Source organism: Micromonospora sp. NPDC004551 (assembly GCF_040609975.1).
Lineage (GTDB): Bacteria > Actinomycetota > Actinomycetes > Mycobacteriales > Micromonosporaceae > Micromonospora.
In genome coordinates this window covers 40,804-54,748 of the sequence record NZ_JBEXLM010000005.1, presented here as the reverse complement: position 1 = coordinate 54,748, position 13,945 = coordinate 40,804, and the positions used below count along the sequence as shown (strand labels likewise).

The following is a 13,945-nucleotide window of genomic DNA, read 5'->3' as shown; positions in this document are numbered from 1 at the left end:
AGGGGCGGGAGGCGGTACACCGTGGGCGTGGTAGCCGACAGGCGCACGGCCGGCCATCCCGGGGTGGGACGGGTCCTCGTGGTCATCCCCACCTACAACGAGGCCGACAACGTGCACCGCATCGTCGCCCGGGTACGGGAGGCGGCGCCGGCGGTGGACGTCCTCGTCGCCGACGACAACAGCCCCGACGGCACCGGCGCCATCGCCGACCGGCTGGCCGGCGCCGACCCGCACGTGCACGTGCTGCACCGCCCCGGCAAGGACGGGCTCGGCGCGGCCTACCTGGCCGGTTTCGCCTGGGCCCGGCAGCGCGGCTACGACGCCGTGGTGGAGATGGACGCCGACGGCTCGCACGCACCGGAGGACCTGCCGGCGCTGCTGGACGCCGCCCGCGACGCCGACATGGTGATCGGCTCCCGGTGGACCCGCGGCGCGCGGGTGCTGAACTGGCCGCTGCGGCGGCTGCTGCTGTCCCGCGCTGGCAACCTGTACGCGCGGCTCGCGCTCGGCGTGCCCGTCTCCGACGCCACCGGCGGCTACCGGGTGTACCGGGCGGCCGCGCTGGACGCCATCGACCTGGCCTCGGTGCGGTCCCAGGGGTACGCCTTCCAGGTGGAGCTGTCCCGGCTGGCGCACCGCGCCGGGGTGCGCATGGTGGAGGTGCCGATCACGTTCGCCGAGCGGGAGCACGGCGACAGCAAGATGAGCCCGCTGATCGTGGCCGAGGCGCTGTGGCGGATCACCACCTGGGGGTTGCGGGACCGGCGTGCCGCGGCGCGCCGCCCCGCCGCGTTGGCCCGCTGGCCGTGAGCGCGGGCGTGTCATGCTGGAGGGGCGTGATGACACCCCGGGCGGATGAGGTGAGATGCGCCGAGGACTGAAGTACGTACCACCGGCTCTGCTGCTGCTCGCGCTGCTGGAGCTGACCGTTTTCATCCTGGTCGGCCGAGGCGTCGGGTTCGGGTTCGCGGTGCTGCTGGTGTTCGCGGCCTCGCTGCTGGGCCTGGTGCTGCTGCGCCGGGAGGGCATGCGGGCCTGGCGCGGCTTCCGGGCCGCCGCGGAGTCCGGGCAGCCGCCGGGCCGGCAGGTCACCGATGGCCTGGTGGGCCTGCTGGGTGCGCTGCTGCTGGCGCTGCCCGGCCTGGTCAGCGGCGTGGCGGGGCTGCTGTTGCTGGTGCCGCCGGTGCGGCGGCTGGCCGGCGCCGGGGTGCGCCGGGCCACCGAGCGCCGGGTGTCGTCGATGGTGGCCGGTGACCTGTTCGGGCCGCGCCGGGTGCGGGTGCGCCGCGGCGCGCCGCAGCCCACCCCGGCTCCGCAGCAGCCGCCGGTGGCCGAGCCGGGCCGGGCCATCGAGGGGGAGATCGTCGAACCCGGCCGGTGAGAACCGGACAGACATGACGAAGCGCCCCCGGGGTGATCCCGGGGGCGCTTCGTGTCGTTACGGATGCTCAGGCGCGACCGCGGCGGGTGCGGACCTCCTGGAGCCGCTCGGCGAGGATGTCCTCCAGCTCGGCGATCGAGCGCCGCTCGAGCAGCATGTCCCAGTGGGTGCGCGGCGGCTTGGCCTTCTTCTGCTCGGGCTCGCTGCCGTCGACCAGGCGGGCGACGCTGCCGTCGAACTTGCACTCCCAGGTCGTCGGGACCTCGGCGTCGACGGCGAACGGCACCTCGAACTGGTGGCCCTTGGCGCAGAGGTACTCGCGGGTCTGACGCGGCGCGAGCTCCGTGTTGCGGTCGGATTCGTAGCTGACTGCGCCCAGCCGGCTACCGCGCAGCATACGCTCGCCCATGATCGACTTCCCCTCGTTCGTGGTGCTGGTCTTCAGGTGTAACGGTCCGTCACCGCCGGCCCATTCCCGGCCACGCCGATGACCCGGCGCGGGGTCGGGATCCTCAAGAGTAGCCGGTCATGACAGCCGCCCGGCGGGGTCGTCCCCGGCCGGGCCGAATCGGTGGAGTGTTTCGACTGCCAACGGGGATGTTAACCGCCTCCACGTCCTGCGGAGGTGACGATGACCGGTGACGCGCCGGCCGAGGTGCGACCCCCCGGCGGGAAGACCTTCTTCGGTCACCCGCGGGCGCTGTCCACGCTGTTCCTCACCGAGATGTGGGAGCGGTTCAGCTTCTACGGCATGCGCGCCATCCTGGTGCTGTACCTGACCGCGTCGGTCGCCGATGAGGGCCTGGCCATCGGGGAGTCCACCGCCAACGCCGTCTACGGCACCTACAACGCCATGGTCTACCTGATGGCGCTGCCCGGCGGGTGGGTGGCCGACCGGCTGATCGGCGCGCGGCGCAGCGTGCTCTGGGGTGGCGTGGTCATCGCGGCCGGGCACTACGTGATGGCGATCCCGGCCCGGTGGAGCGTGTTCGCCGGCATGACCCTCATCGTGCTCGGCACCGGCCTGCTCAAACCCAACATCTCCACCATGGTCGGGGACCTCTACGACCGGGACTCACCGCGCCGCGACGCCGGCTTCTCGATCTTCTACATGGGCATCAACCTGGGCGCGTTCATCGCCCCGCTGATCACCGGGTTCCTCGGCGAGAGGATCAACTGGCATCTGGGCTTCGGCGCCGCCGCCATCGGCATGACCTTCGGCGTGCTCCAGTACGTGCTCGGCCGGGGCAACCTCGGCGACGCCGGCGCCCGCCCGGCCGACCCGCTGCTCGGCGCCGACCGGCGGCGGGCCCTGACCCGCATCGCCGTGGTCACCGTGGTGGTGCTCGTGGTGCTGGCCGTGCTCGCCCTGGTGGGCCTGTTCACCGTCGACACGGTGGTCAACCTGCTCACCGTGGTCACCGTGCTGGTCACCATCGCCTACTTCGCCCGGATCCTGACCGACCGGGAGATCAGCGCCACCGAGCGCAGCCGGATGAAGGCCTACGTGTGGCTGTTCCTGTTCGCCGCCGCGTTCTGGCTGATCTACGACCAGGCCGGGTCGGTGTTGAACATCTTCGCCGAGGACCAGACCGACCGGAACGTGGCCGGCTTCACCTTCCCGGCGTCCTGGCTCCAGTCGGTGAACCCGATCCTCATCATCATCGGCGCGCCGCTGGCCGCCGCGCTGTGGCTCAAGCTCGGCCACCGGGTCTCCACGCCGACGAAGTTCGCCGTCGGCCTGGTCCTCAACGGCCTGTCGTTCGTGCTGATGGCCGCCGCCGCGCAAGCCGCCGTCGGCGGCGACCTGGTCTCGCCGTGGTGGCTGGTCGCCGTGTACGCCATCCAGGTCGCCGGCGAGCTGTCGCTGAGCCCGGTGGGCCTGTCGGCCACCACGAAGCTGGCCCCCGTGAAGTACGCCAGCCAGATGCTGGGCCTGTGGTTCCTCGCCACCGCCGTCGGCGACGCGATCGGTGGGCAGGTGGCCCGGCTGGCCGACCGCTGGTCCGAGCCGACCTACTTCCTGACCTTCGGCCTGGCCTCGGTGGTGCTGGGGCTGGCCGCGGTGATGTTCACCCGGCAGATCCGGCACCTGATGGCCGGCATCCACTGACCGGTGCTCACCGCGCCGGGGTCGGCGGCAGCGGCAGCGGCAGGCCGGGCAGCCCGTCGATGCTGGTGGCCACGTGCTCCTTGCCCGCGAAGTACGCGCTCAGCGACTCGTCGTCCTCCCGGGCGAACCGCCGCCCGTGCAGGTCGCGGTCGGCCTCGTAGGTCATCAGCGGCACGGCGTAGCCGCAGGTGTCGCGGATCAGTTCGGCGCGGACCACGACGATCGCCCGCAGGCCGTGCGGGCCCGGGTCGATACCGGGGAAATGGGCCAGCAGCTCCGGCCACCGGGGATCGTCGCGGAACACCGGCTCGCCCCGCCCGTGCACCCGGACGATGTTCGGCGGGCCGTCGAACGCGCACCACATCAGCGTGATGCGGCCGTTCTCCCGCAGGTGCGCCACGGTCTCGGCGTTGCTGCCGGCGAAGTCCAGGTAGGCCACCGTCCGGTCGTCGAGCACCGCGAAGGAGCCGCGCAGACCCTTGGGGGACAGGTTGATGGTGCCGTCGCCGGCCAGCGGGGCGGTGGCCGTGAAGAACATCGGCTGCGCCTCGATGAAGGTGCGCAACCGGCCGTCAATGCGCTCGTACGTCTTACCCACACCCTGATCATGCTTGCCGGCGGCGGTCTCCCGCTGCCCCGTCCCAGCCCGTGGCCGCCGGCGCGGGTCGCGTCAGCCGGTACGGGAGCCGAGCCGGGCCAGGGCGCTGGCCAGGTCGCTGACCTGGTCGGCGAGCTGACCGGCGCGCCGCTGGGCGGCGTCGCGGTCGGTCTCGGCCGCGGCCAGCCGTGCGGTCAGCTCCGCCACGCGGGCCTCCACGGCGGCGGCGGCCTGCCGCGCGGCCGCCAGGTCCGCGGCGAGGCCGTCGCGTTCGGCGGTCCGGGCCGCCAGCTCCTCCCGGGCGGCCTCGGCCCGGTCGCGGGCCGCCTGCGCGTCCTGCTCCGACCGCCGTGCCGCCTCGGCGTGGGCACGGGCCTGCTCGGTCGCCTCCTGCCCGGCCCGCCGCGCCTCCGCGGCCTCCGCGCGGGCCCGGTCGGTCTCGGCGCGGGCCGCCTCGGCGTCGGCGTGGGCCCGGTCGGCCTCGGCGCGCAGTCCCTCGGCCCGCTCCAGGGCCTCGCCCGCCGAGCGGGTGGCCCGCGCGGCGTCAGCGCGGGCGGCGTCGCGTTCAGCGGTCAGGTCGGTCACCCGCCGCCGTTCGCCGTCGCGTTCGGCCCGCACGGTACGCAGCTCGTGGCGCGCGGCGTCGCGGTCCCGCTCGGCCTGCACCCGCAGCGCCTGCGCCGCGCCCGCCTCCCCGCGTGCCTCGTCCCGGGCCGCCTCGGCGCGGCGGGCCGCCTCGTCGGCCGCCGCGGACGCCGTCTCGGCGCGGTCGGCCCGCTCCCGGGCGGCGTCGCGGTCGGCCAGCGCGGCCTGCGCCTCCTGCCGGGCCCGGGCGGCGGCCGCGGCGGCGTCCTCGGCGTCCCGGCGGGCCTCGTCGCGTTCGGTGTGCGCCGCCGCCACCCGGGTGGCCGTCTCGGCGCGGACCTCGGCGAGCTGCCGCTCCACCCCGGCCGGGGACAGCTCGGCGTGCAGGGCCTCGGTGAGGGTCTCCACGATCTGGTCGAGCCGGTCGACCGCCTCCCAGGTGCGGGCCACCTGCCCGGGCAGGCCGGGGGCGTTGCGGTGGCGCATCCGGGAGTTGCGCGACGCCCGCTGGCAGGCGCCGTCGTTGTCCCGGCAGTACCGGAAGGGGCGGCCCGCGCCGGCGCGCTGCGGCACATCCCGTCCACAGTGGGCGCAGGGGCGGGTCTCGGGGGCGGGCTCGGCGTCCATCGGCGGCGAAGTCTAGTTGCCGCCGGTCACGACGGCGCCGACGGCCCGGTGCGGACGACTGCCTGGTCGCCGTGGGGCCCGAACAGGTGCAGGATCTCAACGGTGTCCGTACCGGCCGGGCCGAACCAGTGCGGCTCGCCGGTGTCGAACTCGGCGACCTCGCCGGGGGAGAGGGTGAACTCGCGGTCACCGAGGACCAGGCGGAGCCGGCCGGCGAGGACGTAGAGCCATTCGTAGCCGGCGTGGGTGACGAGGCTCGGCTCCCGCGGCGCGAGGATCTGCTTGAAGACCTGGACCCGCCCCGGATACTGGGTCAGCGGCACCACCACGCCGCCACGGCGCCGCCGGTGGGGTCGCAGGTGGACGCGCGGGTCGCCGGTGGCCGGCGCCGCCACCAGCTGGTCCAGGGCGACGCGGTGGGCGCGGGCCAGCGGGATCAGCAGCTCCAGGGTGGGGCGCCGCTTGCCCGACTCGAGCCGGGACAGCTTGCTCACCGAGATGCCGGTCTGCGCCGCCAGGGCCTCCAGCGTGAGCCCGCGGTCGCGGCGCAGCGCGCGCAGCCGGGGCCCGATGCCGTCGAGGAGTTCCGCCACGTCAGCTTCCATGCCCGCCATCTTTGCGGTTTCCGCAAAACCGCTGGGGCCGGGGGTCTGTCCGGCCCGAGCATGGCGGGGCAGGTTTCCCGACCCTGGAGGTGAGCGGATGGCCACGACATCCCTGACTGTGCGAGCCGACCTGACCGTGCGCCGGCGGTGGGCGGTGCTGGCGATCTGCGCGCTGAGCATGCTGCTGGTCGGCCTGGACACCACGATCGTCAACGTCGGCCTGCCCGCCATCGGCCACGGGCTGAGCGTGGGCACCCGGAGCCTGGAATGGGTGGTGGACGCCTACACCGTGGCGGTGGCCAGCCTGCTGATCTCCTCGGGGGCGCTGGCCGACCGGCTGGGCCGCCGCCGGGTCTTCCGCTGCGGCCTGCTCGTCTTCGGCGCCGCGTCGCTGGCGTGCGCGGTCGCGCCGTCGCTCGGCGCCCTCGTCGCGGCGCGGGCCCTCCAGGGGATCGGCGCGTCGATGCTCAGCCCGGTGGCCCTGGCCATCGTGGTGAACGCGATGCCCGACCCGCGGGAGCGGGCGCAGGCCATCGGGATCTGGGCGTCCGTGTTCGGGCTGAGCATGGCTGCCGGACCGGTGCCCGGCGGCGCGCTCATCGGGGCGTTCGGCTGGCGGTCGGTGTTCTGGGTCAACGTTCCGGTCGTGGTGGCCGCGCTCGTGCTGAGTGCGCTGTTCGTGCCGGAGTCCCGGGCGGCGCGGGCCCGGCGGCTCGACCTGCCCGGCCAGGTTCTCCTCACCGTCGCGGTGTGCGTCTGCGTCGGGGTGCTCATCGAGGGTCCGCGCGTCGGCTGGGCGTCACCGCCGGCCTGGGCCGCGTACCTGGTCGCCGCCGCGGCCACGGCGGGTTTCGTGGCGGTCGAGCGGCGTCGCCCCGAGCCCCTGATGGAGCTGGGGCTGTTCCGGCGGCCGGCCTTCACCACGGCGGTGCTGGGCGCGGTGGCCGTGTTCGTCGCGCTCACCGTCAGCCTGCTGCTCACCACGCTGTACCTGCAGCACGGGCACGGCTGGACCCCGCTCGCGGCGGGAACCGCCACCCTGCCCCTGGCGCTGGGCGCGATGGTCTGCGCGCCGCTGTCGGGCCGGCTGGCAGGGCGGTACGGGGCGCGCGTGCCCCTCCTGCTCGCCGGCACGTTCCTCACCGTCGGCGGGCTAAGCCTGGTCGGCCTGCGTCCCGACCCGGATCCCCGGCAACTCGTGCCGGCCTACCTGCTCATCGGCGTCGGCTTCGGCTTCGCCAACGCGCCCATCACCAACACCGCGGTGAGCGGACTGCCCCCGGCCCGCGCCGGCGTCGCCGGGGCGATCACCTCCACCGCCCGGCAGCTCGGCTCGGCCATCGGCATCGCCGTCGCCGGAGGGCTCGTCGCCGGGGTCGGCCCGGCGGGCCTGGCCCGCGCGTCCCGCCCGGGGTGGCTCCTGGTCGCGGCCTGCGGCCTGTTCCTCTTCGTGGTCGCGCGCGCCGCCCGTCACTCGCCGCCGGCGTCGGCGCGGGCCGTGTCGTCGAGGGTGTAACGGCGTTGCAGCAGCACGGCGACCACCATCACGGCGGCGGGCAGCAGGCCGAAGCCGTACCGGATCGCCGCCAGGGCGCCCGCCGGCTGGGTGACCGCCTGCCCGGCGGCGGAGGCCACGAAGCCCCCGGCGGCCAGGCACAGCGCGTAGGCGTAGGGGCCGAGCGCCGCGCCGGTGGCCTCGGTGGCGGTCCACACCCCGGTGTACGTGCCGGCCCGGTCGGCGCCGGCGACGCGGATCACGTCCGGCAGCATCGAGAAGGGCAGCAGCTGCATCCCGGCGAAGGCCACCCCGAGCACCGCCACCGCGGCGACGAGCACGGGCAACCCCGCCGGCCGGCCGACGGCGAGCACCAGCGCGCCGGCGGCGAAGGCGAGCTGCCCGGCGAGCAGCGCCCGCTGCTTGCCGACCCGCCGGGCCACCGCCAGCCAGGCCGGGGTGACCAGCAGCGCCGGCGCGACGAACGCGGCGACCAGCACGGTGGTGAGCTTCGGGCGGCCCAGCTCGTACTCCGCGTAGTAGGGCACCGCGGCCAGCACCAGGTGGGTGGTGCTCGACATGGCCAGGTACGCGCCGACCAGCCAGCGGAACTGCCGGTCGCGCAGGCTCGCCGTCAGGGCCCGCCACCCGCCGGGTCCGTGCGGCGGCGCCGCCACGGCGGCGGTGCGGCGTAGCCGGCCGATCCCGGCGACGCCGATCGCCATGGCGGCGAGCATCCCCACCGCGAGCAGCGACGCCATCCGCAGGTAACCGCCGCGGGTGGCGTCGTCACCGCCGGCCAGCAGCGGGGCGAGCAGCCCGGAGACCAGGATGCCGAGGGTGAGCACCACCATCCGGAAGGCCATGAGCCGGGTGCGTTCGTGGTAGCCGATCCGCAGGTCCGCCGGGGTGGCCAGGTAGGGCACCTGGTACGCGGCGAAGAGCAGGTTCCCGGCGACGAAGAACACCGCGACCCAGGCCGCGGCGGTGGCGCCGCTCAGCGCGCCGGGAACCGCGAACAGCGCGGCGAACGCCAGCGGCAGGGCGCAGCCGGCCAGCAGGAGCCGGCGCCGGTGACCGCGGCGGGCCTGCTCGACGTCGCAGCGGTGCCCGATCCACGGGTGCAGCAGCACGTCGGCGATCTTCGGCAGCAGCAGGGTCAGCCCCGCCAGCCACGGGGCGACGGCGAGGACGTCGGTGAGGAAGTAGAGCAGCAGCAGCCCGGGCACCGTGACCCAGACGCCCATGCCGAGCGAGCCGGCGGCGAAGCCGACCAGCGGGCCACGCGGGAGGGCGGCGGCGGCCTCCCGCCGCTGATCGAGCCCGGTCATCGCCGCCTCCTCCCGGGGCACACGCCGCCCCCAATCCAACGGATGCTGGATTGTAGGGGGAACAATGGCGGGATGACCATGCCCCGCCGCCGACCGGGCCGGCCCCGCCGCGACGACCAGCGACCCACCCGCGAGCTGGTGCTCGCCGCCGCCACCGCGCTCTTCGCCGAGCGGGGCTTCGACGCGGTCGGCCTGCGCGACGTGGCCGCCGCGGCGGGCGTCGACGTGGCCACGGTCGCCCACCACACGGGTACGAAGGCGGAACTCTACGAGGCCTGCTTCGCCCGGGTGTTCGCCGCCGAGCGGGAGGTCCTGGAGGCGGCCGGGCGCCACGCCCGGGCGGCCCTGGCGGCCGGGCCGGGCGACGCTCTGCGGGCGCTGCACGACCTGGTCGACGTGTTCGTCGACTTCCTGGAGGACCGGCCGGAGACCACCGCGCTGTGGCTGCGTCGCTGGCTGGAGCCGCACCGGCACGCCGACCTCGACCAGCGGTACGCGGTCCCGCTCTACACGCTGGTCGAGGAGTTGCTCGCCGCCGCCGCGGCGAGCGGCGCGCTGGTCGAGCCGGCCCCGCACGTCACGGTGCGCAGCCTGGTCTGGGCGGTGCACGGGCACGTGGTGGCCCTCGCCGCGCAGCACGGCTCCGGCGCCCGGGAGCGGCGCGAGTTCCGGGCCTTCGTGCATCGCTTCCTCGACGGGCTGTACCCGCCGGCCACCCCTTGACGGGCCGCCGCCCGCCGGGGATTATCCAGCGGTCGTTGGATTAAGGAGGCGGGGGCATGGCGGCACCACCCCGGGTGGCGGTCATCGGCGCCGGCGCGGCCGGACTGGCCACCCTCAAGGCGCTGGCCGACGCCGGCGTACCGGCGGTCGCGTTCGAGACCACCGACACCGTCGGCGGCCTCTGGGTGTACGGGTCCTCCGGCTCACCGGCGTACCGCACGCTGCACCTGAACACCAGCAAGGGGCGCACCCAGTTCGCCGACCACCCGATGCCGGCGCACTGGCCCGACTACCCGGACCACACCCGCATCGCCGGATACCTCGCCGACTACGCCGACCGGTTCGGGCTGCGCGACGCCGTGCGGCTGCGGCACACCGTCGAGTGGGCCACCCCCAGGGCGGACGGCGGCTGGACCGTGCACGCCACCGGACCCGACGGGCCGCTCCGCCTCGACGTCGAGGCGGTGGTCGTGGCCAACGGCCACAACCGGGCGCCGAAGCGGCCCGACCCGTACCCGGGCGAGTGCACCGCGGAGCAGATACACAGCCACGACTACCGGGGGCCGGAGCAGCTCACCGGCCGGCGGGTGCTGATCGTCGGCGGCGGCAACTCCGCCATGGACATCGCCGTGGACGCCTCGTACGCCGCCGACCGCACCCTGCTGTCGCTGCGCCGCGGGGTCTGGGTGGTGCCCAAGTACCTGCTCGGCCGCCCCTCCGACACCCTCAACGGGGCGCTCGCCCGCCGGCTGCCCTGGCGACTGCGCCAGCGGATCAGCCAAACCATGATCACCACCACCGTCGGCCCACCCGCCCGGTACGGGCTGCCCGCCCCCGCCCACGGCTTCCTCCAGGACCACCCCACGCTGTCCGACGGGCTGCTGTCCCGGCTCACCCACGGCGACATCCAGGCCCGCCCCGGCATCGCCCGCTTCGCCGGCGACCGGGTCGAGTTCACCGACGGCCGCGCCGACGAGGTCGACCTGGTGGTCTGGTGCACCGGCTACCGGGTGGAGATCCCCTTCCTCGACCCCGGCCTGCTCGGCGACGGCGCCGACCGGCTACCGCTGTACCGGCACGTGTTCCACCTGGACGCCCCCGGGCTGGCCTTCGTCGGGCTGATGCAGTCCACCGGCGCGGCGTTCCCGCTGGTCGAGGCCCAGGCACGGCTGGTCGCCGGATGGCTCGCCGGCACCTGGACCCCACCCGACCGGGCCGGGCAGGCGGCGGCCTGCCGCGCCGAGCTGCGCGTCGCCACCGCCCGGTGGGGGCAACGCCGGCCACACATGCGGGTCGACTTCGACGCGTACCTGGCGGAGCTGGACCGTGAGCTGACCGCCGGGCGACGCCGGGCGGAGGTGCGGCGGTGAGCGGGCTGACCGGACGCCGGGTGCTGGTCACCGGCGCGAACGGCACCTTCGGGCGGCATCTGTGCGCCACGCTGACCGGCGCGGGCGCCCGCGTCGTCGGGCTGGACCTGCACCCCGACGAGGGCGGCGAGGTGCCGGTGCTCGGTTGCGACCTGACCGACCCGGCCGCCGTGCCGGCCGCGGTGGCCGCCGCCGTGGACCGGCTCGGCGGGCTGGACCTGCTGGTCAACAACGCCGGCGTCGGCGGGCCCGCCCCGGCCGAGCTGCCCCCCGACGAGGTGGTCCACCGGCAGCTGGAGGTGAACCTGCTCGCCGCCTGGCGCACCACGGCGGCGGCGCTGCCCGCCCTGGAGGCGGCCCGGGGCCGGGTGGTCTTCGTGGCCAGCCGGATGGCCGTGCTGCCACTGCCCCTCGCGGCCGCCTACGGGGTGAGCAAGCGGGCCCTCGTCGCGTACGCCGACGCGCTGCGCCACGAGGTCGGCACCCACGTCGGGGTGAGCGTCGTCTACCCGAGCATGGTCGCCTCACCGATCCACGACAGCACCGCCGAGGCCGGGCTGTCGCTGAGCGGGGTGTCCCGGCTGGAGCCCGTCGAGGGGGTCGTCGCGGCGATCCTGCGCGCCGCCACCGCCCGGCGGGCGCCCCGGGACGTCGCCACCACCACCCGGGGCCGGGTGGAGCTGGCCCTGGCCCGGCACGCGCCCACGCTGGCCGACCGGCTGGTACGCCGTACCGTCACCGGGCGGTTGGCCGCCGGCGACCTGGACGACGCGCCGCTGGCCGCCGGCATGGTACGGCGGCACCGGGAGCCCGGCCGGTAGGGTGCCGCCATGCCGCAGTCGCCCTACGTCGCCCGGATGCGCCGCCACATCGGACCCGAGCTGCTCATGCTGTACGGCGTCAGCGGGGTCGTCACCGACGACGCGGGACGCCTGCTGCTGGCCCGGCGCGGCGACAACGGCCGCTGGTCCGTCCCGGCCGGCATGGTCGACCCGGGTGAGCAGCCGGCCGACGCGCTGCTGCGGGAGGTCTACGAGGAGACCGGCGTCAAGGTGGAGATCGACCGGATCGGCGGGGTCGCCACCCACCCGGTGGTCTACCCCAACGGCGACGTCTGCGAATACCTCAACGTCTGGTTCCACTGCCGGATGGTCGGTGGGGCGCCCACCGCCGACGGCGACGAGTCCCTCGCCGTCGACTGGTTCGACCCGGACGACCTGCCCGAACTGGACGACTGGTCGCGGCTGCGCATCTCCACCGCGCTGCGCGACGACCGGGCTGCCTGGTACGCCGCTCCGGGCGAGCGCCACCCGGCGCTGCACCAGCCGGACAACCTCTGACACTCCACCCGGCGGGCGCTGCCCGCGGCGGGCGTATCCCGCTCAGGGGGTGGCGACGGCGGCGCGGGAGCGGTCCGCGGCGATGCGGATCGCGAGCCCGGCCAGCACGCTGCCCATCACGTACCGCTGCACCCTGGCCCAGGTCGGCCGGCGGGTGAGGAACGCCGACACGCTGCCGGCGGTGAGCACGATCAACCCGTTCACGGTCAGCGCGATGCCGATCTGGGTCAGCCCCAGCAGCAGGCTCTGCACGGCCACGTGCCCGCGCGCCGGGTCGACGAACTGCGGCAGCAGCGACACGTAGAGGATGGCGATCTTCGGGTTGAGCAGGTTGGTCACCAGGCCCATGGTGAACAGCCGCCGCGGGCGGTCCGGCGGCAGCGGCGCCGGCGTGAACGCCGACCGGCCACCCGGGCGCAGCGTCCGCCACGCCAGCCACAGCAGGTATGCCGCGCCGGCCAGCTTCACCGCCGTGTACAGCGGCGGGACCAGCACGAAGACCGTGGCGATGCCGGCCACCGCGGCGCCCAGGTAGACCAGGAAACCGACGGCCACGCCGAGCAGCGACACCAGCCCGGCCCGCCGCCCCTGGGTGACCGACCGGGACACCAGGTAGACCATGTTCGGCCCGGGCGTGAGCACCAGACCCAACGCCACCAGGGCGATACCCACCAGAGCGCCGACCGTTACCATGCGTCCCCCCGCTGTCCGTCTGAGCGGACCCTACGCCCGCGGTACGACGCGGTGTGGGCGGGCTCGCGCCGCGGCGGCGTGACGCGCCACACTACCGGGATGCCGATCGTGCTCCACGCCGCCGCCACCCCCTCCGCGCCCGGCCTGCTGCTGCGGCCCTGGCGCGACGACGACGCCGAGGCGCTGCTCGCCGCCTACCGCGACCCGGTGCTGCGCTCCTGGACCCGGTACCCCGTGACCACCCGGGCCGAGGCCCGGGCCTTCCTGCGCCGCACCCGGCAGGGCTGGGCGTCCGGCCGCCGCTTCAGCTTCGCCGTGCTGGAGGCGACGGAGGGGGAGCGGCTGGTGGCGAACGTGGTGCTCAAGGAGGTCACGCCCGGGCGGCCGGCCGCCGAGGTGGGCTACTGGACCGCCGCGCCGGCCCGCGGACGCGGGGTCGCGCCGCGAGCCCTCGAGGCGGTCACCGGCTGGGCGTTCGCCCGGTTCACCGCGGGCGGCCTGACCCGCCTGGAACTGCTGCACCAGGTGGACAACCCGGCCTCCTGCCGGGTGGCGGAGAAGACCGGGTACGCCTTCGCGGAGGTCCTGCCGGCCCACCCGCCGTTCCCGCGCGACGGCCACCGCCACGTCCGCCTGCGGCCCTGAGCCGCGCCCCGGCTCAGCGGCCGGCCGGTTCGGCGCCGGTCGCCGGGCCGAGCAGGCGCAGCAGCAGCCGAGGCTCGCCCGGCCAGGCGTCGAGCAGCACCTGCCGGGGCACCTGCCGGCCGGCGTAGCGCAGCGCGAGCGCCACCACCACGATGTCGTCCAGCGGGCCGATCACCGGCAGGAACTCCGGGATGAGGTCGATGGGGCTGGCCACCCAGAGCCCGGCGAACACGATCGCGACCTTGGCCCGGCGCGGCACCCGGGGATCGCGGCGCAGCCGGCGCACCGTGGTCAGACAGTCCGGGATGAAAGCGGCCAGGTCCCGCAGGATGCCCGGTGGCATCCGCCGGGCCAGCAGCACCAGCAACGCCCAGCTGGCCAGCAGACAGGCCACCGCGACCCCGAGCCCGATGAGCCAGTCACGCACGCCGCCGATCCT

16 protein-coding genes are annotated in these 13,945 nt (G+C 75.5%); 9 read left to right on the top strand and 7 right to left on the bottom strand.

The features are described from left to right. The first annotated feature begins 21 nt into the window (after positions 1-21). Both ABZW14_RS08305 and ABZW14_RS08300 read left to right on the top strand, forming a co-directional pair. Positions 22-810 carry a polyprenol monophosphomannose synthase gene (locus ABZW14_RS08305; protein WP_355341793.1) on the top strand — a complete coding sequence of 263 codons (789 nt, stop codon included), beginning with the start codon at positions 22-24 and terminating at the stop codon, positions 808-810. Between the two features lie 55 nt (positions 811-865). Continuing rightward, entirely contained in the window at positions 866-1,381 is a 516-nt protein-coding gene (locus ABZW14_RS08300) for an FxsA family protein (protein ID WP_355341791.1), read from the top strand. Between the two features lie 67 nt (positions 1,382-1,448). Here the strand turns inward: ABZW14_RS08300 and ABZW14_RS08295 are convergent, their stop codons facing one another. Next, the gene (locus ABZW14_RS08295; protein ID WP_046564157.1) at positions 1,449-1,790 is read right to left on the bottom strand and encodes an RNA polymerase-binding protein RbpA; all 342 of its coding nucleotides are present in this window, start codon (positions 1,788-1,790) and stop codon (positions 1,449-1,451) included. Positions 1,791-2,012: 222 nt separating this feature from the next. Here ABZW14_RS08295 and ABZW14_RS08290 point away from each other — a divergent pair, with 222 nt between their 5' ends. Further along, positions 2,013-3,494, top strand: coding sequence for a peptide MFS transporter (locus ABZW14_RS08290; protein ID WP_355341788.1), 1,482 nt, complete (start codon positions 2,013-2,015; stop codon positions 3,492-3,494). A 7-nt stretch (positions 3,495-3,501) separates the two neighbouring features. Here the strand turns inward: ABZW14_RS08290 and ABZW14_RS08285 are convergent, their stop codons facing one another. From ABZW14_RS08285 to ABZW14_RS08275, 3 genes are all read right to left on the bottom strand, one after another. Beyond that, a complete protein-coding gene (locus ABZW14_RS08285; RefSeq protein WP_355341785.1) occupies positions 3,502-4,092 on the bottom strand; it encodes a pyridoxamine 5'-phosphate oxidase family protein in 591 nt (196 codons plus the stop codon). Between the two features lie 72 nt (positions 4,093-4,164). Further along, positions 4,165-5,304, bottom strand: a complete 1,140-nt coding sequence (locus ABZW14_RS08280) for a hypothetical protein (protein WP_355341782.1) — start codon at positions 5,302-5,304, stop codon at positions 4,165-4,167. Positions 5,305-5,330: 26 nt separating this feature from the next. Beyond that, positions 5,331-5,909 carry an XRE family transcriptional regulator gene (locus tag ABZW14_RS08275; RefSeq protein ID WP_355341779.1) on the bottom strand — a complete coding sequence of 193 codons (579 nt, stop codon included), beginning with the start codon at positions 5,907-5,909 and terminating at the stop codon, positions 5,331-5,333. 97 nt (positions 5,910-6,006) lie between these two features. Here ABZW14_RS08275 and ABZW14_RS08270 point away from each other — a divergent pair, with 97 nt between their 5' ends. After that, complete coding sequence (locus tag ABZW14_RS08270; protein WP_355341776.1) at positions 6,007-7,425, top strand: MFS transporter; 1,419 nt, start codon at positions 6,007-6,009, stop codon at positions 7,423-7,425. On the opposite strand, the gene ABZW14_RS08265 is transcribed toward ABZW14_RS08270, so the two are convergent. Beyond that, positions 7,380-8,735, bottom strand: coding sequence for an MFS transporter (locus ABZW14_RS08265; protein ID WP_355341773.1), 1,356 nt, complete (start codon positions 8,733-8,735; stop codon positions 7,380-7,382). The two genes, ABZW14_RS08270 and ABZW14_RS08265, sit on opposite strands and share 46 nt — an antisense overlap. A gap of 78 nt (positions 8,736-8,813) precedes the next feature. Here ABZW14_RS08265 and ABZW14_RS08260 point away from each other — a divergent pair, with 78 nt between their 5' ends. The 4 genes from ABZW14_RS08260 to ABZW14_RS08245 are packed head-to-tail and all read left to right on the top strand — an operon-like array spanning position 8,814 to position 12,168. Continuing rightward, on the top strand, positions 8,814-9,458 hold the full coding sequence (locus ABZW14_RS08260) for a TetR/AcrR family transcriptional regulator (protein WP_355342413.1): 645 nt from the start codon (positions 8,814-8,816) through the stop codon (positions 9,456-9,458). 56 nt (positions 9,459-9,514) lie between these two features. Then, the gene (locus tag ABZW14_RS08255; protein ID WP_355341770.1) at positions 9,515-10,828 is read left to right on the top strand and encodes an NAD(P)-binding domain-containing protein; all 1,314 of its coding nucleotides are present in this window, start codon (positions 9,515-9,517) and stop codon (positions 10,826-10,828) included. Continuing rightward, entirely contained in the window at positions 10,825-11,649 is an 825-nt protein-coding gene (locus tag ABZW14_RS08250) for an SDR family oxidoreductase (protein ID WP_355341767.1), read from the top strand. The genes ABZW14_RS08255 and ABZW14_RS08250 overlap by 4 nt, the downstream gene beginning before the upstream one ends. Before the next feature lie 9 nt (positions 11,650-11,658). After that, positions 11,659-12,168: an NUDIX domain-containing protein gene (locus ABZW14_RS08245; RefSeq protein ID WP_355341764.1), complete on the top strand. Its 510-nt coding sequence runs from the start codon at positions 11,659-11,661 to the stop codon at positions 12,166-12,168. 42 nt (positions 12,169-12,210) lie between these two features. Here the strand turns inward: ABZW14_RS08245 and ABZW14_RS08240 are convergent, their stop codons facing one another. Beyond that, the gene (locus ABZW14_RS08240; protein ID WP_355341761.1) at positions 12,211-12,861 is read right to left on the bottom strand and encodes a LysE family translocator; all 651 of its coding nucleotides are present in this window, start codon (positions 12,859-12,861) and stop codon (positions 12,211-12,213) included. 99 nt (positions 12,862-12,960) lie between these two features. Here ABZW14_RS08240 and ABZW14_RS08235 point away from each other — a divergent pair, with 99 nt between their 5' ends. After that, a complete protein-coding gene (locus ABZW14_RS08235) occupies positions 12,961-13,506 on the top strand; it encodes a GNAT family N-acetyltransferase (protein ID WP_355341758.1) in 546 nt (181 codons plus the stop codon). Between the two features lie 13 nt (positions 13,507-13,519). Here the strand turns inward: ABZW14_RS08235 and ABZW14_RS08230 are convergent, their stop codons facing one another. Continuing rightward, entirely contained in the window at positions 13,520-13,933 is a 414-nt protein-coding gene (locus ABZW14_RS08230) for a DUF1232 domain-containing protein (protein WP_355341755.1), read from the bottom strand. Positions 13,934-13,945 lie beyond the last annotated feature (12 nt).